Here is a 25,831-nt window from a genome sequence, read left to right as displayed (position 1 = left end):
GAACTAACACCGCGCATAGAACAGTTCAAAGAGCAAGAGTGAAGAAAGAAAGCATGGATACGCTCACACAAACAAAAACCCCAATTTGAATATTCATACCAACGGAAGTCTTAATAGAAGTAGCTACGGACACAAGCAGGCTTATTTTCTTCAGTCTACCCTCTCAGGGACAGTCTCATTTATTATATAGCGAGAAAGTTTCTAGATGTCGAGTGTTTTTGTGTTATTATCACTACTTGAACATCATTCATCAACATCCTTAATGCAGCAAACATACAATGTTTTCATAGCAACTCTATTGTCGTTTCTCGTAATCATCGGATGGAACCTAGTATTCTATAATCCCACACAAAGGGAAAGTTTGCATGAAGTCCAAGAAAGAGAAAGTGTTAAAGTGTATGAGTCTTTAGAAAGCACCTTGAATACAGAACGAATCAGAATTAGCAGTAATAAGCTCGAGGGAAGTATTCAATTAACTGGTCTTGCTCTCGATGATCTAGTCCTAAAAGATTATGAATCTGATGACTTAAAAAATCAGTATCGACTCCTTTATCCGAACAAAACAAAAGGTACATATTTCGTTAATCCAGGCTGGACAATACCCGGTGATTCTGGCCTTAAGATTCCCTCTTCCAAAACAAAATGGAAGGCTGATTCTGAAATTTTGACTCCTAACAATCCGGTCACTTTTTCTTGGGACAACGAGTCCGGTCTGCTTTTTAAAGTAGTCATGAGTCTCGACGATAACTATATGTTTACGTTCAAGCAAATCGTTGAGAACAAGTCACAAAATGATCTCAGTGTTGGCTCACATTTCACAATTACCAAGAGGCTTCCTGAAACAAATAAGAGCATGCTTATAATGCACGAAGGACCTGTAGGAGTAATAAAAGATCGGCTAATAGAACTCAAATACTCAAAAATAACAAAAAAGAACAAGAGTATAGCACTCGATGAGGAAACCCAGAACCGACGCGGATGGTTTGGCTTTTCAGATAAGTATTGGTTTGTATCTCAGATTTTCGAAAATTCATCGGACGGAAAAGTCTACGTCAGCCACGTCGAAGACAAAAGTGATGACATCTTCCGCATTACGAATTTTGACACACAAAAAATAGTGCGTGGCGGTGGTTCTATTACAAAGGAAACTATGCTCTTCGCTGGGCCAAAAAAGCTATCCCTATTGGAACAGTATGCACAAAATATGAGAATTTACCTCTTTGATAGAGCTGTAGACTTTGGTGTTTTGTATTTTATAACAAAACCCATTTCAAAATTACTACAGATTTTTTATCAACTTGTTGGGAATTTCGGTGTTGCAATCATACTGTTAACCTTGTTCATTAGGGTGCTAATGTTGCCATTATCAATTAAATCTGGCATCTCGATGTTTAAAATCAAGGAGTTGCAACCTGAAATCTTGAAGATTAAATCAATATACCAAAATGATAAGGATGCCCTAAACAAAGCAAGTGTCGAGCTGTTTAGAAAGCACAGAGTCACACCGATGTCCGGCTGTTTACCAACTCTGTTGCAAGTTCCAGTGTTTTTTGCGCTCTACAAGGTAATTTTTATAACTATAGAAATGCGACAGGCACCGTTTTTTCTATGGATTACTGATCTCTCGCTGCCAGATCCTACAAACCTGTTTACTCTATTTGGCTTGATTAATTGGAACTGTCCGGATCTTCTCTCAATAGGAATACTACCTATAATACTTGGATTAACTATGGTCATTCAACAGAAGCTCAGCCCTTCACACTATGAGGACGGTACACAGGCTTTTATGATTAAGGCTATGCCATATGTTTTTATGATATTATTTGCAAGCTTTCCTTCAGGTTTAGTGCTTTACTGGGTGTTCAACAATATTCTCTCGCTAATACAACAGTTTATGATAGGTAGATATCTAATTACTAAAAAATTGAATGCTGTAGCGGAAACCCGAGAGAGCATTCCTTGAGGCAAGTTTAACGTTAGGGAAACGATTCCATAATACACATGTGGTTCTTACCACATTTTTGTCATGAAATCACTTTTCTCATGGTATCTCTAATCTTTGGCCTTGTGGCTCTATATCAGAATCTGCTTTGCTTTCATTTTTGGCTGGCCAATGCTAGAATCGCGCGGTCTTTTGATTTATCACTAACTGTACAATGCAAAAAAAGATCTTAATAATTTGCAGCAAGGTCAACCCTGACATCTGCAAGGTGTTATGTCAAACAGCGGTAAAACACCTTAAACAGCAAGAAATAGCTTGTAAATCAGTTTACGTACCAGGCGCATTCGAGTTGCCCACTGCACTTAATATTTTGCATTCTAAAGATTTTGCTGGTTATGTCCTCTTAGGATGCATCGTTAAATCTGCTACCCCACATTTCGATTATGTTTCATCCACAGTCTGTCACGGGATTATGGATGTCGCAATCAAGAATAACCTTGCCATAGGCTTTGGCGTTATAACGGCAAATAACATGGAGCAAGCAAATGAGCGATCTGTTTCTTATGGAACTGCCGCTGTAAATGCCTGCATGGCAATGATCAAGTTAAAAGAAAGAAGCTCAACACTGTTGGAAGAAGATTTCTTCGAAGATAAAGATCTATAAGTATTGCAGGAACTAGATTTATTCTCTCAATACGTTCGCCGGGATCCCTTGCTAAAAATTCAGGATGTACTGACTTGCAAGAGAACAGCAATCATAGAGATATCAGAACCGCTAAAGTTGAAGAAGTTTCTCAATCCAGCTAACTATCTCTTCGCCACTTTTATTGACAAAGCACCCACTGTCTAAATAAAAACGCTCAGCACCTATAGATAAGCCAGAAACCCATATCTCACCAAGATCCGCTTTCTCAATAATCAACAACGCACCCTGACGAAGAAACAACTCAACTACTCCCTCGTTGCAATCATATTCATCGCAGAGAGGAGACTGTCCGGCAAGTTCTACTATTCTATCCAAGACAAGTACGGAAATCTTTGAAAAAGAAACCTCATTGTTCATTGCAAGAAGAAATATCCATGGAAAGCTTCTCAACCATGTATAACACCAATGCCTCATGCTCTGCTTTCTCAAGCGATTTTCCGCCAAAGCCAGCCAAACATTCGAACACCCCATCCAATACTGAGAGCTTTACCTTCATCATGAGATCTTGGTTATCTCTCTTAATACGAGCGCGTACCCTATCAACTGCAACTGACAAATCCTCTTCTGCTTTGCATTTACCCTCTTCATATACCTTTGCGGCACGGGCTTTCGCATCAGCGATAATTCGTTCTACTTCATTATTAAGGTATGAATTACGCTTCATCGCGGTCGCAAGCAAACTTTTGGTTCTCAAAAGCTCTTCTTCAACCGAGGATATCTCATCCTCTATTTTACCCGAATGACCTTCAAGGGAGCGCATAAATGCGCCAACAACAGGTTTAGCAAGTACACCAAACGCAGTAAAAAACGCGAAACCTATGACTACACTTTCTACCGACATCCCCTTAATCTCTCATAAAGACAGGCAAAATCCTCTAGCGCTTTTTTACGCACAGATCCCACATGAACATCACCAGAACCAACCACAAACGGAGTATAGATTACCACGTAATAGTCTTCCACTAACTTTACAAACAATTCTTCAAGCTCATGCAACTTCTGAGCAAAAAAAGCGTCAATTAGGACCTCATTTTCCTTTTTTAACTCACTATTTAAAACAGCTAAGCGCTCGGCAACACCACCTCTTAACTCTTCAACAGAGATAACTGCATCACGAAGGATATTTTCAGCAGCAAAGCGGGCATCTGAGAGAGCAGCATTCCACACGCTTTCTAAACGCTCTAGGTCCTCTTTCATTCTAGCTATTAGCTTGCGATTCTCTTTCAACACAGACGCTCGCACATTTAGCAAAGCATTGAACTTAGGAACAAAGACAAAACTGACAAAGCAGTATAAAAACAGAAAGGAAATAGAAAACCAAAATACCTGCCCAAAATAGGTAGATATATCAAACTGAGGCATCTACGCAACAAAAATCAGTAGCAATGCTAAAACGAATGAGAAAAGCCCCATTGCTTCCGTCAAAGCAGCACCTGCATAGACGTACTTCTTCAATTTTTCTTCGGACTCAGGGTTTCTAGCAATACCATTAAGCATCATGGAGAATATATTACTCACGCCAATAGCAGCTCCTAACATACCAACGACAGAGAGACCAATTCCCAAAAATTTCAGACCTTCTAACTCCATATACCGTTACAAAATAACCACGTTAGTGTTTCACTAGTGAGTCATTCAAATAGACACAGGTCAACATGACAAAAATATAAGCCTGCAACATGGCTATGAACACCTCAAACACTATTAGTACCACCACAAACAAAAAAGATAAAGGGCTTATCAAAACAGAGACCGGATATACAAATCCAGCAATGACCTTAAGTATTGTATGACCGGCAATCATATTTGCAGTCAGTCGGATGGCAAGACTAATTGGCCTAAAGAGATAGGTAGACACCTCAAGAAATATCATCAGTGGAGCTATCCAATTAGGAGTTCCATCAGGAAGAAACATGGCAAAGAAACCCATGCCTTGCTTTTTTAATCCAATGAGGGTCACAAAAATGAAGACGACCATTGCAAGTGCAAGTGTCACAACTATATGACTTGTGACCGTGAAGCTCATAGGAAGCGGTAACATTCCAACAAGGTTTGCAAACAGGACATACAAGAACACTGACAGAATCAAAGGGAAATAGTCCGAACCGGCCTTTCCACAATTACCCTTAATGATTCCCAACACAAAATTACACACTACCTCAACAAAAGACTGCATTGGTCCTGGTATCACCTTACCTCTGAAAACACCAGCAAAAAGAAAGAGAGAGGCAAATACAACTGTAAGTACCATGTATAATGAGGAGTTAGTGAAACTGACGTCCCAACCGAAAAATTCTGGGAGTCGAATTAATGGAAAAACCTCAAACTGTTTTAAAGGACTCATATAACGAGGTAGCTCTTACAATCGGATATTCTTTCACAATTATAGAAATGTCAAATAATATGGCTAGTATTGATACTTGTCGCTTGTGAAATTACAAAGCTCGTAAAAAATGAAGCGAATTTTCGCGGTATTAAAAATCTCATTGTACAACATGCTGTATCATGGCGGCTCGGAGTATGCCGGATACCTATCTTTCTTACTGCTTCTGTCGATCTTTCCATTTTTATTTTTCTTCACCGCTGTCGCAGGTCAAATAGCAAACATAATAGGAGCTTCTTCGTATGAAATAACGAGAAAACTGCTGTCGTTTTTCATAGAGAACGTGCCAGAAAACATCATCGAAGGTATAATGCCATACATCAAGGAGATTCTTGAGGGTCCTACACATGGCCTCCTCACACTTACCATCCTCGGCGCAGTATGGACAGCTTCGTCTATTGTAGAAGGGCTAAAGGCAGCAGTAAACAAAGCATACAACTTCGGAACTGAAGCTCTAGTTTCAGAGTACATACTCAGGCGTTTTGTCAGCGTCATACAATTTCTCTTAATTTCCGTTATCATACTTGCTTTTCTTCTTTTTCCGACGATATATCCGCTCTTCACAAAGAATGTGTCTTTCCTTCACGCACTTAAGAGACCAAATTGGCTACCATATAGCGCCATCACGACCTGCTGCGTCTTTTGTTTTGTATCGGCTTTGTATATTTTTTTCCCAAAAGAGAAGCAAGGATTTTGCGATGTTATTCCTGGAAGTATAATGGTCGTGTCACTGTGGATTCTTACCTCAATTGCGTTTTCGTTCTACTTACATTCTTTTGCACAGATGAACATAATTTATGGAAGTATTGCAGGAATAATCGTAGTTATGTTGTATTTTTACTTGCTCAATCTGTGTTTCATATATGGAGCAGAGATCAATGCTTTGAATAAACGAATTAGTCAGAAATAGGAAAATCTTTATTCTCAATTGGAGAATTCCTGTCCGTTACATATCAACATAATTTTCTTGCTGATAGTTTGGTTTTACTTACAAAGACCGCACCAACGTGAAGTAAGAGACGACTCAAGAAGAAGGCTCTTACCTATCGTGTCACCGGCTCGATTCACACTTTGATTAGCAAAATAATGAAACAGACCGAAAGAATAGCTACGATGCTAGATATTTTGCAACCTCAACAGCAGCATATGTAACTATCCCAGTTGCACCTGCCCTTCTCATTGCAATTAGCGACTCCAACAACACTTCAGGTCCTCCATATTGAACTAGCATTTTGTATTCACCACTAACCTGATATGCAAAAATAGGCACACAAAACCGATCCACTGCCATCCTTATTATGTCAAGGTAGAAATTAGCCGGCTTGATCATAACGATGTCAGCACCCTCATTAACATCGACTTCTATTTCTCGCATGGCTTCTTTTGCATTCCTATAGTCCATTTGATAGGATCGCTTGTCCAACATGATATTCGTAGAACCTAATGCGTCTCGGAAAGGCGCGTAGAAATTTGAAGCATATTTAGCAGAGTACGATATAATTGGTACTTCACCAAATTCAGCGAGATCGAGAGCATTTCTGATTGCAAAAATTCTTCCGTCCATCATATCCGACGGAGCAAGCATATCGCTTCCAGCTGCAGCCTGAACTAAGGCTTGCTTTATCAAGAGCTCTAATGTTTCGTCATTAAGAATTTTTCCGTCTCTGTAAAACCCATCGTGGCCATCAATCGTATACGGGTCGGCTGCGACATCAGTAATTACAACAAGATCACCTCCAAAATCTCTTTTGAGTTCTCTAACCGCGCGACAGATCAAATTTTCTGGATTATAAGCTTCTTCTGCTTCAGAACTTCTCTTACCGGGATCCCGAGGAAAAAGCATGATACTCCTGACACCAACTGTTATTGCGCTCTCTACTACTTTTTTCAATACATCGATAGAATATGCACACACACTCGGCATCTCATCCACTTGCAACTCAATGTTTGAACCATTTACAACAAAGAGTGGTAATATAAGCTGCGAAGCGGAAAGTGCAGTTTCAGCAACTAAGTCTCGGATAATTTTATTTCCACGAGTCCTTCTAAGACGGACAAAAGAGCCAGATTGCATCCTTGATACCTTGGATTTACAAGTGGAATACTACCACCATACGCAATGATGCTCAAATTAGTTCGCGTATTGTACGACTCAGTAAATACAATACTTCTTATAACTGATTGATTACACAAGTGACTACCACTAAATATCAAATACAATTTTTTAAAGGTAGGATCGCAGCTTCTTTACATCTACTCAAGAAAAAATATACAATGTAGACCGTTGGGTGGTTAGCTCAGTTGGTAGAGCATCTCGTTTACACCGAGGAGGTCAGCGGTTCGAGCCCGTTACTACCCACCATTTTCTTTTCTCCTCTGTTGCTCTTTTGGTTTTGCTCTAGCAAATCCTGGGTGTGGTTTTGCCTACGATGCGGAGTTCCGCTTCTTTATTTTAGCTGCCTTTTTCGTTGCAAGATCACGTTTTAGCTTCGACAGGTGCGACACATATAATTTTCCATTCAGGTGATCCACCTCATGTTGTATACAGCGCGCCAGCCAGCCATTTGCCTTAAGTAAGCACTCTTGTCCATTGTAGTCCAGATATTTAACTACTATTGTATCCGGGCGCATTACCTCATAATCCTGTTCTGGAAGCGAAAGACACCCTTCATCAGCAAAAACCAAGTTTTGTGAGAACTCTATGATTTCGGGGTTAACAAAATAGTGTGGACCTCCTGAGCTTTCATATCCTACATGATTAAGAGGACTTGAATTCCATTCTTTGTCTCGTGGAACATCCACAACAATCATTCTCTCAAGTACACCAACTTGAACTGCAGCTAATCCCATACCACCATAGTGGTACATTGTCTCTAGCATATCACCAAGAAACTCTCTCTTTTCATCTGATACACCAATCACGGTTTCTGAAACTTCATGCAATATCGGGTCAGGTTCTATGACCAACTTAAGTAACGCCATTTGCAAAAAGAGTGAAAACAATAAGCCTTAGATCTAGCAGAGCAAACGCTCTTTCACAAGCTATCCTTTTATATATGCTTTTAATGGTATTAAAATTCCCTAAAAAGAAGAAAGGCAATGTTATTAAACAAGTATATATGCACACAGTTAGATAATACGACTTCTGAAAAAAACTCCAGTAGTACGCAAAAACAACCAAGAAAGAGCTCAATAACCGCCACTCTTTCCACTCATAATGAACAGTGCGTTTGATAGGCCCTTCCAGAGATGCAGATTTCAAAAATACAACAAAGAAACATCATACATATTAAACGTCATCTCCTAACTTTCATACGTTGACAAACCAGAGTAATAAAAAGAAGCGTTATCTAATAGCAAGTACCCTCTGCCAATGCCGTTGACAATAAAAATTCGCTAGCTTAAGCTCTAGCATGTGTCTTTCATTTTCAGGCTCCTTCGTCTAGCGGTCTAGGACATCACCCTTTCACGGTGGAAACACGGGTTCGATTCCCGTAGGAGTCATTTTCGTGTTTTTGATTGAGATGGGTGTCTTTGTATCCATGAAACCCATCGCAGCGCAGGTCTGTTGCTTTGTACACCCGGAACTACACATGAGAGTGTTCAAATAGATGGCCTTGATAGCTATTATCACATGGCCCTTCGACGAAAGAGTGTCACCCTCTCATTACCTAGTATACTTTACAGTTTATGGCACAAATCACGGAAATCACGTCTTTTCCATCTTCACTTAAAGGAAGAACACACTGCCTAAACCTGACTTCTTCCTGATTACCATTAACGACTTCACCAGAATCCGTAAGAGGTTCCTTAGTCTGAAAGACTTCGTCTATGTACTCCTGGAAAGTATCCGTGCTCGGAGAAACAAACTGGATAAACGTCTCATGAAAGATACCACTCTCTTCAAACTGTTTCACTTTGAATCCAACGTAACTGGGGGTGTACTTAATTCTTCCATCCTCCTGATTTGCATCGACAATCACACAATAAGGCATTATGTGAGCTATCTCATCAACATCTATATCAGCTTTCTTTGGAACTTTATTTCCACCTTGGATACCTTTCCAATACTCGCACAACTGACCCATTATACGCCTTTCTACAAAATTCTGCTCCATATTCAATATTACCCCCAGGTAGATATTAGTTTTAGTCTATAGCAATTAAAAAGAGCCTAACTACCAAAATTACATCCACGGTTTACATCACAGGCGCGATGTAATAGAAATATCTTATGATAATTAAGAATTTATCTAAAAGTGAACTGCTGTTCTGGCTACAATTATCCAGAACAGTTGGAGAAGTGACTTTTCACTCATTAATTCAGCTATATGGAACGGCGGAAAACGCTCTAGAACAACTTGCCGCTATTCAAAAAGGCACGAAAAAGATAAGATCTCTTTCTAAGGCCGATGCACTCAAAGAACTTGAGCTAACCGAAAAATTTAATGCCAGTATTCTTTCCTCCTGCGAAAACAAATACAGTAAGACCCTAAGAGTCATCAGGGACCCGCCCCCAGTACTTACAGTAAAAGGAAATATAGAACTACTTAACACCCCTTCCATAGCAATAGTAGGTTCAAGGAATGCCACAATTAATAGCTGCAACTTTGCTTACTCACTTGCGCGTGAACTAGCGGAAGAAGGATATACAATCATTTCAGGCTTGGCTACAGGAGTAGACACAGCAGCGTTAAAAATCACTGATAGCACACTACCAACCATCGCCATAATAGGAACTGGTATAGATCAGTATTATCCTGCCGAAAATCAAAGGTTACAAGAAAAAATAATCGAAAGAGGTGGCTTAGTGGCTACGGAAGTTCCTTTCGGTAAGAGAGGACAATCTGTTCATTTTGCACGCAGGAACAGAATAATTTCTGGTCTTTCCGAGTGCGTTATCATTATCGAAGCCTCAGAGAACTCTGGCTCTCTACTTACTGCCCAGTACGCATTGGCACAAGGCAAGTATCTTTTTGCCTCACCTGGAGCACCATACGACAAAAGATTTTCGGGAAGTAACAGACTCCTAAAACAGGGTGCCATGCTGATCGAAAATGCCCTCGATGTGATACAAAGCCTTAACAAGAAAAAACGTAACGATTTTGCTTATAAGACCCTTTTGGATGTCGAAGACAAAGAGTTTATACCCTTCTCCATACTCAATTATGACTCTGACAAAATGAACCATATAAAAGCTCAGATCCTCAAAAAAATTGATAGTACATCTGTACCGATAAATCAGTTAGCATATGAGCTTAAAATCCCGGAAAAGACTCTCCTGTTGGCAATAGTCGAACTCGAAATAGAGGGAAAAATAACAAGAACAATAGGAAATGAAGTTTCCTTACTTTATGATCAGTTTATTTAACTTACTTAGTAAAAGGGCTCTCAATAGACTCTTTTAATTATACGTATTAATCTCGGTGACTTAGCAGAGTGCATATTTGTATAGAAAGCTGATTCCAAAGTGAAATCTCAGAAATATATGACTGCTTTTTTACTATCAAAGTACGTACTCCAAATCAGAGTAAAGCGTAGAATCGATTAAATTAACAAAGGGAAAACACCAAAATTGGAGATAAATGCATGTATTGCTTTTCCTCTTATCCTGTGAAAAACTAGCCTTGGCCTGGGCCATGCGTAGAAGGTATCAAAACTTTGAGCTACAGAAGAACTTGAAGGAGGCTAAAACGTCCGTACTCGGCGTAGTTTGGATGAATGCTGTCTCCACCTGTACAAACGGGTCTCAAGTTTCTAGATATCGAAAACGGTGGTTTGGGCCTTGGTTGGTTTGGTTATGAAAAAGATCACTGTTTTTGGTGGCAGTGGATTTATCGGTTCCTATGTAGTAAGAGAATTGGTAAAGTCCGGCTACCAGGTTACCGTTGTTTCCCGCTCCTTTTCGTGCGAGAAAAAACTGAAGCTCTCTGGAAATCTAGGCCAGATCTCAGTGATATATGGTGATATAAGGTGTACCGCTGATATCATTAGAGGCATCGGAAATTCTGAGATCGTGATAAACATGGTTGGTATTCTAAAAGAAACACCAAGCACTTCTTTTGATACGATTAATCATTTAGCATGCGCGAGGGTTGCGCAGATAGCTGCGGAACGTGGCGTACGGCGTTTTATTCATTTTTCTGCACTACTAGGTTGTAAGGGTGCAACCGAGTATGGTAAAAGCAAGATCAATGGGGAAGAAGCGGTAAGATCAGCTTTCCCAGAAAGCATAATAATTAGACCAGGAGTTGTTTTCGGAGAGGAAGACAGCTTCATAAATCTCTTCGTTAAACTGAGCAGAAAATTGCGTATTTTGCTTCTACCTGCCTGCAAAACTGCATCAATACAACCAGTCTATGTTGGCGACCTGGCCCTCCTTGTCGCCAAAATATTGCAGAACGAAACATTAGAAGGTGCGACCTATCGAGTAGTCGGACCAAAAAGATATACACTAAAGGAGATTTGCTCACTGGTTAGCAAGCTTCTTGGCATAACTGTGATATGTGTACCAATTCCTTATTGGATGGCGCTCTGCGAAGCTGCAGTTCTTGAATGCTTTTTACTAAAACCTATAAATAAGTTTATCTCAGGTAGAACCGCACCGATTATAACACGCGAGCAAGTTAAGATGCTGAAGTACGGCAGTGTCTCAGATGAAAACGCTTTACAGGAGTTTGATGTTCCTATAACTAGCCTCGAAGAGAAACTTTGCTCCTATATCAAGACAATTTAAATACTTCTCTTTTGAAAATTGAGCTTGTTACCTTTTCACTCTGAAATACATGTAGCTTGTTCAATAAGTTCTCATTTACAAGAGTAAATTTTTTATTGAGTTTAAAAAAATTGCTTCGCTATTTAGAGGATTGCGAAATGAACATCCGTTATTGACTGCGCTCTAACAAAACAACCAACAAAAATAACCGAAAACGTTCCAAAAATTACAAAATCTGATAATTTTTTAACAAAATTTGCACGCAAAGTAGTATAAAAATCTATTCCATGCATTAACACTTGGCATCACTTGACGAATAGGAATAGCTCTTACAAACAAACACATTCTCCCGGAAAATCACTCAGAACAATAAGAATGACAACACTCGCAAGAATGAGCTCTAAACAAATACGAAGATAATATTTTACATGCGCAAAAGCGCTAGAGCAGCGCTTCTACCAATTTGTCTCGCATGCAAACAAGGTCCAGAAGTCCTAAAATAACGCGGTATTCTATCTCTACCAAGCATCCCTGTGAAATGTAAAGTATTGGTTTTCACTACAGCGAGTGCACCTAAAGCAGTTTTGCAATCACCATTGATCTCTTCCAGAAAAGCCCGCTCAGCTGCGGTACAAATCATAGTTTCTCTATCAGCAATTTTCAGAATCAATTCTCTAAGGAAACGATCTTTTTTCCTAAACTCAACACAAAGCGCACCCTGAGCTACACCTGGGATCATAACACTTGGATCTATAACCTCTGAAATCATGCTATGCAGACCGAGTCTTTCCAAACCACAGAAGGCAAGGATTATTCCGTCTAAGTTTTTAGCTTTTTCTATTCTGGTAGCAATATTACCCCTCAAAGGAACAACTCGAAATCTTTGATTTAGCTGTATCACCCTACGTGGAGCACAAGTTCCAATCACTGCACCATTCGGCAGAGATAACATATTCGGGTATCGGAAAGAGATAAAAACGTCGTTAGGAATAGCCCTCTTTAGTACAGGAACAACTTCAAGATCACCGTGATAAAACGCGGGTACATCTTTCATCGAATGGACTGCTATGTCTATTTCCCCTGTGAGAAGTCTTTCTTCCAGCTCCTTAAGAAAAAGAGCTTTACCACCCACTTCAGTTAAAGGAACGTCACTGACAATATCACCAGAGGTTCTCACTCCAACCAAATCGATTTTCGCACAATAGGGTGCAAGCGCTCTCTCGACAAGACGTGCCTGAGCCAGTGCCAATGGCGAACAACGCGTCCCAACTCTTAGAGACAACATATCCCCTCGATTACTACAGACCTTTTCCGGCAGCACGCTCCATGAAAAAACGTTTCAACCGAGTACTCGATTCTATTACATCCAATACAAAGCTTCTAGCAGCACGTAACGAAGGCGAAGCACAAGAAAAAGATTTAACAAGAAAATGAGTGAAAGCAACCATAGCAAGAGCACTGCGTTTTCTTCTTTTCAAATATGCGTCAGCCAACTCATCAAAATTGTCTAGCCCATACTTATTCAACACGTCATGGAGATCTTTTAGATCATATATAGCCAAATTAAATCCTTGACCGGCCACTGGGTGTATCCCGTGTGCCGAATCGCCTATTAGCATAACTGGCCCCTTACGTGGATTCATACAAAAGTTTAACACAATAGGATAAACCATCCGCGGCGTGAGAATTTTCTCGAACTCAATACCTGAGATTTTTCGTACCTCAGAAAGAAATTCCTTCTCATCAATTTTTGCAAGTGTATCACCAAAAGGAAACTTAACCGTCCAGATAAGAGAAAATTCAGTACCTTTGCGCAACGGCAACAACGCAAACGGACCACCTTCTAAGAACAGCTCCACCGCAACATTGGAGTGCTCTCTACCAGTGCTTCGCAAATTGCATATTAGACAACTCTGTCTGTAGCTCGACCGTATCATCTTGAAGCCCAGTAGTCCTGCGGTATTAGAGTATCTACCTTCCGCAACAAGCATGTACCTTCCTGTAATCACTTTATCTGGAAAATCCACACGCACCCTATCATGGGAGTGACATACACTTTTATATGTACAACCGTAATTAATATCGATTCCTTTATATAAAACATCCTGGAGCACCAGATTTGGTACTACATAACTCATTGAGAAATCCAGAGCAGCATTGTCACCCTCAAAATGCAGAAAGGACCCACTTTTCTCCTGAAAAGTGTATATATCGTTTATAGGTACAGCGAATGACTCCATCATCTGCCATAGACCAAGCGTCTCAAAGAAACGCACGGACTCACAACTAATAGCGCTAGTTCTAAAGTCAACACAGGCTTCGCTGCTTTTATCAAAGATATAATAAGATAAACCAAGATTCTTCAACAAATGCGCCGCCAAAACTCCGGATAGACCTGCACCAGAAATTATAAAATCGTAAAATTTAGTCATTGAAAATTATCCGCGTAGGACTTTGGTCTTACTTTCACCTGTTGCGGCATAATAACAGTATAGTCAATACCATTTCTTTTAGCATAAGCCTCTGCCGTTTCTCTACTGCTAAACTTGAGCACCAACTGGGTGGTTGTATCACGACTACCTACCCAACCCATTAATGGCTCTACATATTTCGGTTCATCAGAATAAAACTTGAGCACCCACTTCTGGTCACTATACCCAGACTGAGTAATAGCCCTGGTGGGTTTGTATATTACGGCTCGTTTATTTGTAATAGACAAAATTTCAGACTACAGTAAAACCAACACTCATTTTATACTATAAAAGCAAATAGAACTCCAACCTGTGCGTTCGAATGTGGACAGTGAAATAAAATGAAATAGCAGACACACACCCATTTGAACTTGTGGTAACGCAATAAGACCAACAGATTTCACAAATTGTACGTCCTTCTACGAATACCATACAAATAGGCCGGCACTTGTAGACCTACGACATTGGTGTCTAACCGGAACAATAGTGGTGGGACATGTGATATGGAAGCTCTTTTTCAAGACAACACAGAAAAGACCCTAAAACAGCTTTTTCTAGATTGAGTGAGTCACGTGAGCTAAACTAAAAACCACACTATTTAAAAGATAACGACAGACGCGCCACTTACGTTGCCAGCTTCAATCTGCCTGTGGGCCTCTGGTATCTCATCCAAGCCTCTGCACCGAAGAGCAATATTAGGTACTACTTTTTTGATTCGCATGTAATGAAAAACCTCAGCAACTGCAAGCACCGAATCTACATGATTGCGTGCATAATGAAACAAAGAAGGATGCGTAAAAAATAAAGAACGCGCACGAAAAGCCTTCCAAGATATAGGAGGAATCTCACCAGATCTCTGTTCATAGAGCACATATATGCCAAATCGTGCAAGAGAGTTCAAGGAAAGCATATAGGTATCCTTCCCAATGCAGTCATAGACGGCATTTACACCATACCCACGGGTAAATTGATGTACTCTCTCCCTAAGAACTTCTGGATCCTCACAATAGTTCAGTAACAACTCACAGCGTATATCCTTAAGTAATTCTAATTTTCTCATCGAACCCACAGTACCAATTATCTTGCACCCAGGAGCCCGCGCCTTAATCCATTGGCACAACATATCTCCCATATCTGTGTCTACAGCGTGAACCATCACTGTGAAATCATTCATCACAAGATAGGCCCTACACGTAAGATAGAAGGATACCATCCCACTGTATAAGCATGCCGCCACGTCAATATCAGAAAGAAAATCTGGAATTTTATGAAGATATTTCAGCTTTATTACACGTTCTTCAGAGTAAGCACCATATGGTATCGTGGCGTAGCAGACTCTATCCCCAGGCTGGACATCCACAACCGCACCCTCACCCAACTCCTTTATCACACCAACTCCCTGACATCCCACAATCGCCGGCAACTTCCGTCTGCTAGTATTCTCATGCAGATTGTAAAAGCCACTTCTTTGTTCAATATCTATGTAGTTTATTCCAATAGCTGTGTGTCTAATAAGAGCTTCATCACTTCTGGGCACCCTAAAATTGATGTCCACCGATTTAAAAACCTCTGGACCACCTGTCTTCTCTATAAGAAGCGCTTTTGTCATAGAATCATCTAGATTTTTGAGGAGATTCTACATCAGCATACTTTAATAAACTACTAGCAAATAAGTATGTACCACACGAACAAATACTACTTTTAGCAACTAACTTATTCCTCATATACAAATCTAAACTTCTCAAATTGTACAAAAGCATTAAACACAATCTCAGACTGGATTAGACAAATTGCCTTGACAAGGCATGAACTAATAACAATATTGTATAGTTGTATAGAACTCGAGTCCTCAGTCCACTACCGTTCCCACATGTACAAGGCTCAAAAAAAGGTTCTACTATCTGGGTACCAAAAGTCTCGTGCGTGGCTTCTTACCGGCCCCAGCTTAGACAACATCTTTGGGATCGCAGTTAAATATGCAAAGTGGATCCTTCAATCTGACAAAGCGATTGGGGATTTAATGATCATTCAAGAAAAATCTATCAAAGTTGCTCACATACAGAGAATAAATGAATTTCTGAATCTAACCAGCAATTTCTCTAATCAGAAGATTATCATCATCAGTCATTTCGAGATAATGACAGACGGTGCAACAAATGCCCTATTGAAAGTACTAGAGGAAGGAAGACAGACAGCAACACTCATGCTTATAACCGGACACTTACAGCAAATTGCAGCCACAGTCCGCTCGCGTTGCTTTCACATCTATTTTCCTCCCTTGAAAGAAAACATGGAAATAGAGAAATTAATTGCACAGTATAGAAATCTCTTAGAAAAATCTATAGAGGAAGAAACAAAAGGTTCTTTTCAAAACAACTGCATACTAATTCAGGGTCCAATAAAACAATTCCAGATAGCAGAAAAATTTCCTGAAGCGTCATTAAAGAAATTACTGTGTTTTACATTCAACCGGATCATCAAATTTCATCATGGAGTTCTGGAAGAAGAAAGCTTCTTTGGTGAAAAAATTCTATTAGAGAAATTAGGGCAATCGGCTATTTTCTGGCACAACAGATGGTTGCAAATGAGCAAAGTCCTCTCAACACCTGAGGAGCTTTACGTGGAAAAAAAATACCTACTAAGAATTGCTTTAACTACAAAAGAGCTTTAGCCTCTTCCTATTAAATTAGCAAATAGCAAACACACGAAACGACATTCAGGTGAGGCGCCTAACTCAACAAAACTATCCATAAAAACCCGCATGTGAGCAGAAAACAGCCTAATAGATCCTCTTTTCAGGAGGAAATGACTTTATCTCATCAGTCATTGGCTGTAGACATACTGGCCTGTAGGCAAACTTTGCCTCGTTACTCTCCGGTAAGAACCAAAATAACGTGTGACAGAGCCAGTTCTCATCATCTCTTTCGGGATAATCTTCTCTAGCGTGACTACCTCTACTTTCTTTCCTATTTGCAGCCGATTCTATTGTTGCAATGGCCTGACACACCATATTATCGAGCTCAAGTGTTTCGACTAGATCAGTATTCCAGATAAGTGAACGGTCAGTCACACTGATCTCATCCATTTCATGGAGGAGCTCCTGCATTTTTCTACACCCTTCATCTAGGACCTCCTGAGTTCTAAAAACAGCGGCATGCTCCTGCATAATCAACTGCATTTTTTTTCTTAACACGGCCGTAGAAAGCCCCCCGTTTGCATAACGAAACCTATCAAAGCGCGCTAGAACACGCTCTGTTAACTCCTCATCAATAGGAGAGTGCTTTGTGCCAGCCTTTATGATCTCTCTAGCCCTAATAGCAGCTGTTCTACCAAAAACAATAAGATCCAACAAAGAATTTGAGCCAAGTCTATTCGCGCCATGCACTGAGATACAAGCAGCTTCACCTATGGCCATCAAGCCCGGAACAACTTTCTCTACATTCTCAGCATCTATAGTAAGGACCTCTCCACGATAATTTGTTGGGATCCCGCCCATGTTATAGTGAACAGTTGGAAGTACCGGAATAGGTTCTTTCGTTACATCCACGTTGGCAAAGATGCGTGCAGTTTCACTTATACCGGGAAGCCGCTGTTCTATAACCTCGGAACCTAAGTGTGAAACTTGAAGGTAGACATGATCTTTCTTTGGACCCACACCCTTACCAGCACGGATTTCCATAGCGATTGCACGACTCACAACATCTCTGGATGCAAGATCTTTCGCAGAAGGAGCATACTTAGACATAAACCTTTCCCCTTCTGAATTTATCAGATAGCCTCCTTCACCACGAACCGCCTCACTTATCAAACAACCAGCCCCATAAATACCAGTTGGATGAAATTGTACAAATTCCATATCCTGGAGCGGCAGGCCTGCCCTAAGAACAAATGCATTACCATCACCAGTACAGGTATGTGCACCTGTGGCCGAAAAGTAAATACGACCGTAGCCACCGGTTGCTATCACTACGATGTGCGCCCTGAACCTGTGTAATGAGCCATCTTTTAGGTCCCAGGCAATAACTCCCTTACAACCCTCATCATCCATGAGTAAATCAAGGACTATATATTCCACAAAAAATTCCGTATTCAGCTTTATAGACTGTTGATAGAGAGCGTGTAGTATCGCGTGGCCCGTTTTATCCTCAGCAGCACATGTACGGATAGCACGACCCTTCCCATAATGGGTCGTCATACCACCAAATGGACGTTGATAAATTTTACCTTCGGATGTCCGCGAAAATGGCACACCGAAATTCTCTAATTCTATTACTGCGTTGGAAGCATTTTTACACATGTATTCAATTGCATCCTGGTCACCAAGCCAATCGGAACCCTTGACAGTATCATAGGCATGCCATCTCCAATCGTCTTCACTGATATTCCCTAATGCAGCACTGATTCCTCCTTGAGCTGCTACAGTGTGACTTCTAGTTGGAAAAACCTTGGAAAGACACGCAACCTGCAAACCTTGACCTGCCATACCCAAGGTGGCTCTCAGTCCAGAACCACCGGCTCCTACAACAACAACATCATATTCATGTTCAACAATTGGATAACTATGGAGAGTCATAAACCACGTGCGAAAGACACAACGATCAAGCTCAAATTGTAGTCCAGGCAACTGAGGAAATCCATTACCTCATTTACAAATAGTGTCTGCACATATTAACTGAATAAAGTTATCAATACCTGAAACAAAGCACGGTATAAGGAGATTAGTTAACTTGCAATATTCATTGATCCACAAGTAATCAACAAAAGAGCGTGATTATAGGATTCAGGTATCACTCGCGAGGGGGCTTCTGAAAGATCAGCAAAATTTGACTATGAAGATATGAAAGCTATTTGCTGAACTAACACAATTGTATACACTTAGGAATCACATGGAGCGACTAAAACTGCTAGAATGCGTGCACTTATAACAAACGATGATGGATTTGATTCACCAGGACTGAAACTTCTCAGGGAATTTGTCCTAGGCATTGGCTTCCTGGATACCGTCACGGTCGTACCCAGAACAAATAGGAGTGCGTCTAGTCATGCTGTAAGCCTCGGTAAAAAACTGAAAATTGAAGAAATTGCTGAAAATGTATTCTCGGTTGATGGAACCCCGGCAGATTGCGTTATAACAGCTTTCTATGAACCCAGGCTTACGAAAAGTGGTATACCGGATGTTGTATTCTCTGGTGTGAATATTGGTGCAAACTTAGGAATAGACACTCTATACTCAGGAACGATAGCCGCGGCCATGCAGGGCATGCTATTTGGAACAGCTGCATTTGCTTTTAGCCAGTTTTATTCTTCGACTCCCAACACTATGACCTGGAACATAGACAGTCAACACATAAAAAAATACATACTTTTAATGCTTGAAAAAGTTGACATCCTAAGAAATTGCGTGCTGAACATAAACATTCCTGAGTGCAAGGTTATAGGCGTAAAACACGTGCCGCAATATATGAATATCGATGTCCTAAAAAAAAAGGAATCTGTAATTAAAACTAGACCACATGAAGAAGGTAACGAAAAGTATATTACGATCGAAACAACATCTTCTCCGCAGTTTTGCCAATTTCTCAAAAGTGGTTACGTGACAGTAACCCCAGTTGGTTGCGACCTCACAAACTATGCGGCACTGAAGCTCCTTGATAGTTCGTCTTAGCTTCGCGTAGTACTTTTCGTGTGGAAAAATGTAATAAAGAACACTCAGGGTAGAAGAGGGTTCGAGGTCTCTCTATTACATTTTCGAACGTTAGCGCCAGAATGACATCTTTAGTATAAAAGGGCAAATTGAACGGCTGTATACAAAATTAATTGGTGAATTTGCTAATCTTATCATTTTAAGGAAAATCAATGAAACTCAATCTGACCAATAACGTAAGCATTGATAACGTAATTCTAGCACCCATGTCTGGCGTAACTGATATGCCCTACAGGGATCTTGTGAAAAGCTTTGGCGCGGGACTTGTGGTTTCTGAGATGATTGCAAGCAGAGCTATGATACTGCAAACAAAAGATACAATGAAAAAAATTTCTTTGTCTCCTCGAGAAGATATCACTGCTATCCAATTAGCCGGATTCGAACCAGAAGTAATGGCGGAAGCAGCAAAAATCAATGAAGATATGGGCGCCAAAATTATTGATATTAATTTCGGATGTCCTGTTAAAAAAGTCGTCAATGGATATGCTGGTTCCTACCTAATGAAAGATGAATGTCACGCAGCAAAAATCCTCGAAGCAACGGTAAATGCGGTTAAAATACCAGTGACACTAAAAATGCGCACCGGTTGGGATGAAAATAATAGGAATGCTCCAAAATTAGCAAAAATCGCGGAGGACCTTGGAATAAAAATGATCACCATACATGGACGAACGCGAGCACAAATGTATAAGGGAAAGTCGGATTGGCAATTCATTCGGACAGTAAAAAATACTGTTAAAATCCCGGTAATAGCAAACGGTGATATAAAAACGTATGAAGATGCAGAAAGAGCTTTGGCAGAGTCGGGCGCAGACGGCATTATGATCGGCCGCGGAGCCTACGGAAAACCTTGGTCTATAAGAAATATGTTGCACTTTCTCAAGACAAGCGAAAAATTACAAGAACCTACACCACAGGAAAAACTTCCGATAATACTGAAACATATTCACTCAATATTCTCTCACTATGGCACTGAAACAGGTATAGGAATCGCAAGGAAGCATATTCTCTGGTATAGCGCAAATTATAAAAACTCCACCGAATTCCGGCAAAAAATATGCCAAGAAACATGCATAAAAAAACTTCTCAAAAGGGTGGAAGAGTTCTTTCGTTCAGCTTGCTGTACCACCAAACTACCGCAACAGTAACTTACACCCCATCAAAAGTGTCAATGACGCAAATAAAAAGAATAACCGCATTCAGTAGACCACCAATACAAGTACACCACATGAGTCATTACTTCTATTCATAACTAGATGAAGAGCAAAGAAAATTACCAAATACTCTTAATCCAGTTAGTAAAATATTTGACACCATACATAAACAACTTAGAACCGGGGATTCTGTGCAAAAAGTTTTTTGTTTCACTGAGCAATGTAGAACTGTGCAACGTACTTAGCATGCCGTTCTCGTAACAGAGATAGAATTCCTGTAAAGATATGGATCCCTCCCTAATAGCTTCATACAACTTAGTCAAGTTGTGTAGCGTACCGGTATAATCGAATCCTTCAGAGGTATCAACAGCATCTTGGTATCTTGATAGTTGACTCAATACCTTGAAACAAATTTGCACGGGAGCTTCTTTATCATTAGATGCACCAGCGCTTGTTGGGTCATCTCCCAAGACAACATCAAACAACTCAGCAAAACTACGAACTTTTTTATGCAGAACCACACCCATAGGAGGAAGAAAAAATTCTTCGGCAACAAGCTTAAGGAGACCCTTAAAAAGATATTTCTCCTTCCCCACAAAAAATCCCTCATTCTTGGGCCCTGCATAATTCAGCACTGTCATGGAGAAAACATCACAAATACCATTTTTCTGCTTTACAAAAACATCGGCAAAAAGGAGGAGAAAAATCGCGTTTATACTCTCATCATTCTCTTCAATTGCTAACTTCTCAACCACATCATCTTTAATGAAAATGTAATCACTGAAAAGTTGTAACAGATTCGGATGACCCAGAAACTGAATAATCTTACCCTTCTCCCTTCCACTAAAGACACGCGGCATAAACCGATAATTCCAATTGTAAGCTCAAGGCTAAGATAAGGAACTTAAAAAAGGCTAAATCTAAGATAGATTATATATACTTATGTATATCGAGATTATAAGCTTAAACTAACATAAGAATAGACTGTACCAAACAAGACGGTTATGTCACGTAAATTGAATTGCCCATCATATACACGGAAACAGATCAAGTCACCCTGCAAAAAATGTCAATGGAACGATTTAGCCTATCTCGCATAGCTATTGACATTGGTTTGTATATATCTTTGCGGTTCGGATAAAGAAGTCTTAATCCATAAACCCTCCTTTACCATCAACACAAGGTATATAAGTGACTCAGTTGCGTTTGCAACTTCCTCTTTTTATGGAAATTTCCTTGCGTGAAAAAGTAATGTATGATTCCTGCATCACAATTGATGTATAGTGAGCTTGGTAAGCTTTTTAATGGATGCAGATCCAATCACACAGTTTTTGCTATGGCAAAAGGATGCTGATGCCTATGATAGAACTGCTGCCGTGCTTGCAACATGTACGAATAATATTCCTTATGCAAGGACGGTTTTAGTAAAGGATGTTAGCGCAGACGGATTTACATTCTACACTAACGCGAATAGCACCAAAGGTAAAAACCTGTTCGATAATCCAAAAGCAGCGATCGTGTTTTACTGGAACGAAAGACAGGTTATCGGGCGTGGAGATATCTTCCTTGTCGATGAAAAGGAAGCAGACACAAACTTTGCCTATCGCCCCCGAAAAAGTAGAGCTGTCACTACAATTTCCAAGCAGTCTCAAGAATTAGTAAGTGAAACACTCTTTCTTAGTGAGGTGGAAAAGTTAGAAAACTCAAGTGACCCGATAAGACGACCAAAACACTGGGTAGGGTTCCGTTTAAAGCCTCACACTATGGAGTTTTTTCTTGCCGGCGAACATAGGTTGAACAAAAGGTACCTATATCTTCTTCAATCGGATGGAAAGTGGAAAATTTCTAGGCTGTATCCATAGCTGTTTCAGATATAGAAGGATATACACTGAGAAATTAACGTTAGGTAAGGAAGGCGCGTTCAAAGCGAGAGTCACTTGGCAAGAAAGGATTGCGTTGACCAGGAAACGTGCAATCTAGGTCAGTTCCACTCCTCTATGTGCTAAGCGTGGTAATTAACAAAATTGAAAAGTCACTATTTTCCGTAAGACCCAACTAAAGAGTCTAATTGTTTTGCTTTGTCTTGATGGAATGCTGTGCAGCCGCGACTTTCGCAACCGGAACCCTATAAGGTGAACAAGAAACATAGTCCACACCAGAAGACGCAAAAAACTCTACAGAATATGGGTCACCACCATGTTCACCACAGATACCTACCTTTAGTGTTTTGTTCGCACTTTTACCCTTTTTGATAGCTTCCCTGATCAAGAAACCAACACTTTCAACCTGAATAGAGATAAACGGATCTTCCTTGAACAAACCCTTTTCCTTATAGATATTCATAAACATTCCGCAATCATCTCTCGAAATGCCCAAAGTTGTTTGAGTGAGATCATTAGTTCCAAAACTAAAAAAGTCTGAATTCTCGGCTATCTTGTCGGCAAGAATTGCAGCGGAAGGCAACTCAATCATGTTCCCTAATAAATAATCAGCCGAATACCCCTGCGCAACCGACGTTACAAGCTGTTTTATGGCACACAGCTCATCTGCGTTCATGATAAACGGGATCATAATCTCCAGTTTTACACCACCAACTTCTTGTGCCGCTCCAAAAATCGCATGAAGCTGCATCTCATATATCTCAGGATGAGATATCGCTAGCCTACACCCACGATGTCCAAGCATCGGATTCTCTTCTTTAAGCGCCTTTATCCTTCTCTGTATGAAAGACTCTTCAAGAGCAGAATGCCTCCTAAAACTCTCTAAGCTTGCCTCATCAGCTGGCAAAAATTCATGTAACGGTGGATCAAGTAGTCTCACTGTGACGCACTTACCATGCATTTCACGAAAGATTGCCGTAAAACAGTCCTGTTGAATAGGAAGCAACTTTTTTAGAGCTACACTTCTCTGCCGTGGATCCTCCGCAACAATCATATCCCGGACTATATGAATCCTATCCTCGGAGAAAAACATATGCTCAGTTCTGCAGAGCCCTATCCCATCCGCACCAAACTTTAACGCCACTTCGACATCTTCTTTCGTTTCAGCATTTGCCCTCACAGATATTTGCCTAAACTCATCAACCCAACCCATGAAAACACTAAATTCATCGGAAAAACTAAACTCAGAAGTACTTGCATTTCCTAAGATGACATTACCACTCGCCCCGTCAATTGTAATTTCATCTCCTTTGTTCAAAGTAACACCTGGAGTAATACGTAGAATCTGAGAGTATTGGTCAATGCTTCCGCCGGAAAGAGCACAAATACAAGGCTTGCCCATTCCTCTTGCAACAACGGCTGCATGCGAAGTCATACCACCCCTAGTCGTAAGAATTGCAACTGCAGCATGCATACCTGCTATATCCTCTGGACTGGTCTCACTTTTTACGAGAATCACCTTCTCGCCACCTTGAGCTCGCTTTACTGCCTCTTCAGTGGAGAAAATTATTTTTCCGGAAGCAGCACCTGGTGATGCGGGTAGACCACTACCTATTATTTGATGATTTACTTCATCATCAATTCTAGGATGAAGTAAGCTCTCTAGCGATTTTGGGCTGATTCTGAGAACAGCTTCTTCCTTTGTTATCAATCCTTCATTTACCATATCGACAACAACCTTTATTGCCGCTTCTATAGAACGCTTTGCACTCCTCGTTTGAAGTATATATAACGCACCATTCTCAATAGTAAATTCGATATCTTGCACATCCCTATAGTGCTTTTCCAAACTTTGACAAATTGTTTCAAGCTTTTCATACAATCTTGGATTCTCAGACTTCAGTTCGGTAATAGGTTTAGGTGTTCTAACACCGGAAACAATATCTTCTCCTTGTACACATTTCATGTACTCACCGAACATCACTTTGTGACCACTGGAAGGATTCCTTGTAAACAAAACACCAGAACCAGAATTCTCATTGAAATTCCCAAAGACCATACTTTGTATATTAACCGCAGTACCCACACTCTCTGGAATACCATGAATTCTCCTGTACGTCTTTGCACGCTCATTCCCCCAGGACTGAAAAACAGCCTCTATGCAAGCCATGACCTGTACATAAACATTCTCCGGTAAAGAAGCATGAGAATTCCGTTTTACAACTTCGTGAAAAACTTCTATTAGCTCGTGCAAGTCGCTTGTGCTGAGATCGTTATCGCTTAAGATACCCTTGGCGTTCTTGTAGTTGTACAGCGCCTCTTCAAAATGATAGGACTCCACCTTTAAAACCACATCCCCATACATCTGAATGAGCCTTCTGTAGCTATCAAGGATAAACCTGCTACCACAAGAGCCAACAATCTCACTGTTTAGCCCTACATTAAGAATGGTATCAAGCATCCCTGGCATAGAAAACTTGCTACCTGAGCGCACTGAAACCAAGAGCGGTCTTACTTTTGATCCAAATACCTTACCAGTAGAAGCCTCAAGTACTCGCAAGGATTTTTGCACTTCCTTTTCTAAAATCTTGCGGAAGAGACCCTTATCGTGGTGATAAAGCTGACAAGCACCTGAAGAAATTGTAAATCCTGGCGGCACCGGCAACCCCATGCTGCACATCTGCGCAAGATTCGCACCCTTGCCGCCGAGCACATCCAACATTGAGGCATCCCCGTCCGTATTAGAAGAGGAAAAATGATATACAAGCTTCTCTGACATCGGGAGGTCCTAGAATCACCTAGAAAGACAATAGGAAAGGCCACCCCCATATATTAAAAACAAGAGGCAACATATGCAATATCCAGTGAGATTTAGA

At 40.5% G+C, this 25,831-nt stretch carries 24 protein-coding genes and 2 tRNA genes; 11 read left to right on the top strand and 15 right to left on the bottom strand.

Annotation, left to right across the window (positions count from 1 at the left end; genetic code table 11):
* Nucleotides 1-205: 205 nt before the first annotated feature.
* The gene (gene yidC, locus GP480_RS01610) at nt 206-1,963 is read left to right on the top strand and encodes a membrane protein insertase YidC (RefSeq protein WP_160095275.1); all 1,758 of its coding nucleotides are present in this window, start codon (nt 206-208) and stop codon (nt 1,961-1,963) included.
* Nucleotides 1,964-2,156: 193 nt separating this feature from the next.
* On the top strand, nt 2,157-2,606 hold the full coding sequence (ribH, locus tag GP480_RS01605) for a 6,7-dimethyl-8-ribityllumazine synthase (RefSeq protein WP_160095273.1): 450 nt from the start codon (nt 2,157-2,159) through the stop codon (nt 2,604-2,606).
* A 111-nt stretch (nt 2,607-2,717) separates the two neighbouring features.
* On the opposite strand, the gene GP480_RS01600 is transcribed toward ribH, so the two are convergent.
* The 5 genes from GP480_RS01600 to GP480_RS01580 are packed head-to-tail and all read right to left on the bottom strand — an operon-like array spanning nt 2,718 to nt 4,992.
* Nucleotides 2,718-3,005: a frataxin domain-containing protein gene (locus GP480_RS01600; protein WP_237111378.1), complete on the bottom strand. Its 288-nt coding sequence runs from the start codon at nt 3,003-3,005 to the stop codon at nt 2,718-2,720.
* Entirely contained in the window at nt 2,995-3,489 is a 495-nt protein-coding gene (locus GP480_RS01595) for a F0F1 ATP synthase subunit B family protein (protein ID WP_160095269.1), read from the bottom strand. Before GP480_RS01595 ends, GP480_RS01600 begins: the two co-directional genes overlap by 11 nt.
* Nucleotides 3,480-4,010 (bottom strand): ATP synthase subunit B family protein, encoded by a 531-nt coding sequence (locus GP480_RS01590; RefSeq protein WP_160095267.1) that lies wholly within the window; start codon nt 4,008-4,010, stop codon nt 3,480-3,482. The genes GP480_RS01595 and GP480_RS01590 overlap by 10 nt, the downstream gene beginning before the upstream one ends.
* Entirely contained in the window at nt 4,011-4,238 is a 228-nt protein-coding gene (locus tag GP480_RS01585; RefSeq protein WP_011451790.1) for a F0F1 ATP synthase subunit C, read from the bottom strand.
* A 22-nt stretch (nt 4,239-4,260) separates the two neighbouring features.
* Complete coding sequence (locus GP480_RS01580; RefSeq protein WP_160095265.1) at nt 4,261-4,992, bottom strand: F0F1 ATP synthase subunit A; 732 nt, start codon at nt 4,990-4,992, stop codon at nt 4,261-4,263.
* A gap of 109 nt (nt 4,993-5,101) precedes the next feature.
* Between GP480_RS01580 and GP480_RS01575 the strand changes: the two genes are divergently transcribed.
* On the top strand, nt 5,102-5,941 hold the full coding sequence (locus GP480_RS01575) for a YihY/virulence factor BrkB family protein (protein WP_160095263.1): 840 nt from the start codon (nt 5,102-5,104) through the stop codon (nt 5,939-5,941).
* A 198-nt stretch (nt 5,942-6,139) separates the two neighbouring features.
* Here GP480_RS01575 and hemB read toward each other — a convergent pair whose 3' ends face one another.
* Nucleotides 6,140-7,105 (bottom strand): porphobilinogen synthase, encoded by a 966-nt coding sequence (gene hemB, locus GP480_RS01570; RefSeq protein ID WP_160095261.1) that lies wholly within the window; start codon nt 7,103-7,105, stop codon nt 6,140-6,142.
* A gap of 212 nt (nt 7,106-7,317) precedes the next feature.
* On the opposite strand from hemB, the gene GP480_RS01565 reads away from it, so the two are divergent.
* A tRNA-Val gene (locus GP480_RS01565) sits at nt 7,318-7,393 on the top strand.
* A gap of 62 nt (nt 7,394-7,455) precedes the next feature.
* Here GP480_RS01565 and def read toward each other — a convergent pair.
* Nucleotides 7,456-8,013 carry a peptide deformylase gene (gene def / locus GP480_RS01560; RefSeq protein ID WP_160095259.1) on the bottom strand — a complete coding sequence of 186 codons (558 nt, stop codon included), beginning with the start codon at nt 8,011-8,013 and terminating at the stop codon, nt 7,456-7,458.
* Nucleotides 8,014-8,462: 449 nt separating this feature from the next.
* Here def and GP480_RS01555 point away from each other — a divergent pair.
* A tRNA-Glu gene (locus tag GP480_RS01555) sits at nt 8,463-8,535 on the top strand.
* Between the two features lie 167 nt (nt 8,536-8,702).
* Here GP480_RS01555 and GP480_RS01550 read toward each other — a convergent pair.
* Nucleotides 8,703-9,119, bottom strand: a complete 417-nt coding sequence (locus tag GP480_RS01550) for a PAS domain-containing protein (protein WP_237111377.1) — start codon at nt 9,117-9,119, stop codon at nt 8,703-8,705.
* 146 nt (nt 9,120-9,265) lie between these two features.
* Between GP480_RS01550 and dprA the strand changes: the two genes are divergently transcribed.
* Both dprA and GP480_RS01540 read left to right on the top strand, forming a co-directional pair.
* Nucleotides 9,266-10,402: a DNA-processing protein DprA gene (gene dprA, locus GP480_RS01545; protein WP_160095255.1), complete on the top strand. Its 1,137-nt coding sequence runs from the start codon at nt 9,266-9,268 to the stop codon at nt 10,400-10,402.
* A gap of 429 nt (nt 10,403-10,831) precedes the next feature.
* Nucleotides 10,832-11,767 carry a complex I NDUFA9 subunit family protein gene (locus GP480_RS01540; protein WP_160095253.1) on the top strand — a complete coding sequence of 312 codons (936 nt, stop codon included), beginning with the start codon at nt 10,832-10,834 and terminating at the stop codon, nt 11,765-11,767.
* Nucleotides 11,768-12,170: 403 nt separating this feature from the next.
* Here the strand turns inward: GP480_RS01540 and hemC are convergent, their stop codons facing one another.
* From hemC to GP480_RS01520, 4 genes are all read right to left on the bottom strand, one after another.
* Nucleotides 12,171-13,031: a hydroxymethylbilane synthase gene (gene hemC / locus GP480_RS01535; RefSeq protein WP_160095251.1), complete on the bottom strand. Its 861-nt coding sequence runs from the start codon at nt 13,029-13,031 to the stop codon at nt 12,171-12,173.
* 13 nt (nt 13,032-13,044) lie between these two features.
* Nucleotides 13,045-14,178 (bottom strand): FAD-dependent monooxygenase, encoded by a 1,134-nt coding sequence (locus GP480_RS01530; protein ID WP_160095249.1) that lies wholly within the window; start codon nt 14,176-14,178, stop codon nt 13,045-13,047.
* Nucleotides 14,175-14,384, bottom strand: a complete 210-nt coding sequence (locus tag GP480_RS01525) for an NADH dehydrogenase ubiquinone Fe-S protein 4 (RefSeq protein ID WP_336603233.1) — start codon at nt 14,382-14,384, stop codon at nt 14,175-14,177. Before GP480_RS01525 ends, GP480_RS01530 begins: the two co-directional genes overlap by 4 nt.
* Before the next feature lie 431 nt (nt 14,385-14,815).
* On the bottom strand, nt 14,816-15,826 hold the full coding sequence (locus GP480_RS01520) for a quinone oxidoreductase family protein (RefSeq protein ID WP_160095245.1): 1,011 nt from the start codon (nt 15,824-15,826) through the stop codon (nt 14,816-14,818).
* 261 nt (nt 15,827-16,087) lie between these two features.
* Here GP480_RS01520 and GP480_RS01515 point away from each other — a divergent pair, with 261 nt between their 5' ends.
* Nucleotides 16,088-16,888 carry a hypothetical protein gene (locus tag GP480_RS01515; RefSeq protein ID WP_160095243.1) on the top strand — a complete coding sequence of 267 codons (801 nt, stop codon included), beginning with the start codon at nt 16,088-16,090 and terminating at the stop codon, nt 16,886-16,888.
* 108 nt (nt 16,889-16,996) lie between these two features.
* On the opposite strand, the gene sdhA is transcribed toward GP480_RS01515, so the two are convergent.
* Nucleotides 16,997-18,790, bottom strand: a complete 1,794-nt coding sequence (gene sdhA / locus GP480_RS01510; protein WP_160095241.1) for a succinate dehydrogenase flavoprotein subunit — start codon at nt 18,788-18,790, stop codon at nt 16,997-16,999.
* A gap of 336 nt (nt 18,791-19,126) precedes the next feature.
* Between sdhA and surE the strand changes: the two genes are divergently transcribed.
* Both surE and dusB read left to right on the top strand, forming a co-directional pair.
* The gene (gene surE, locus GP480_RS01505) at nt 19,127-19,882 is read left to right on the top strand and encodes a 5'/3'-nucleotidase SurE (RefSeq protein ID WP_160095239.1); all 756 of its coding nucleotides are present in this window, start codon (nt 19,127-19,129) and stop codon (nt 19,880-19,882) included.
* 191 nt (nt 19,883-20,073) lie between these two features.
* Nucleotides 20,074-21,069, top strand: a complete 996-nt coding sequence (dusB, locus tag GP480_RS01500) for a tRNA dihydrouridine synthase DusB (protein WP_160095236.1) — start codon at nt 20,074-20,076, stop codon at nt 21,067-21,069.
* Nucleotides 21,070-21,194: 125 nt separating this feature from the next.
* Here dusB and GP480_RS01495 read toward each other — a convergent pair whose 3' ends face one another.
* Nucleotides 21,195-21,935, bottom strand: coding sequence for a hypothetical protein (locus tag GP480_RS01495; RefSeq protein WP_160095234.1), 741 nt, complete (start codon nt 21,933-21,935; stop codon nt 21,195-21,197).
* A gap of 444 nt (nt 21,936-22,379) precedes the next feature.
* Here GP480_RS01495 and GP480_RS01490 point away from each other — a divergent pair, with 444 nt between their 5' ends.
* The gene (locus GP480_RS01490) at nt 22,380-22,937 is read left to right on the top strand and encodes a pyridoxine/pyridoxamine 5'-phosphate oxidase (protein WP_160095232.1); all 558 of its coding nucleotides are present in this window, start codon (nt 22,380-22,382) and stop codon (nt 22,935-22,937) included.
* Between the two features lie 202 nt (nt 22,938-23,139).
* Here GP480_RS01490 and ppdK read toward each other — a convergent pair whose 3' ends face one another.
* Nucleotides 23,140-25,734 carry a pyruvate, phosphate dikinase gene (gene ppdK / locus GP480_RS01485; protein WP_160095230.1) on the bottom strand — a complete coding sequence of 865 codons (2,595 nt, stop codon included), beginning with the start codon at nt 25,732-25,734 and terminating at the stop codon, nt 23,140-23,142.
* Nucleotides 25,735-25,831 lie beyond the last annotated feature (97 nt).

It is taken from the genome of Neorickettsia findlayensis (assembly GCF_009856525.1).
Taxonomy (GTDB): Bacteria; Pseudomonadota; Alphaproteobacteria; order Rickettsiales; family Anaplasmataceae; genus Neorickettsia; species Neorickettsia findlayensis.
The sequence above is the reverse complement of the archived record's forward strand: the minus strand, read 5'-3'. Positions and strand labels throughout refer to the sequence as shown.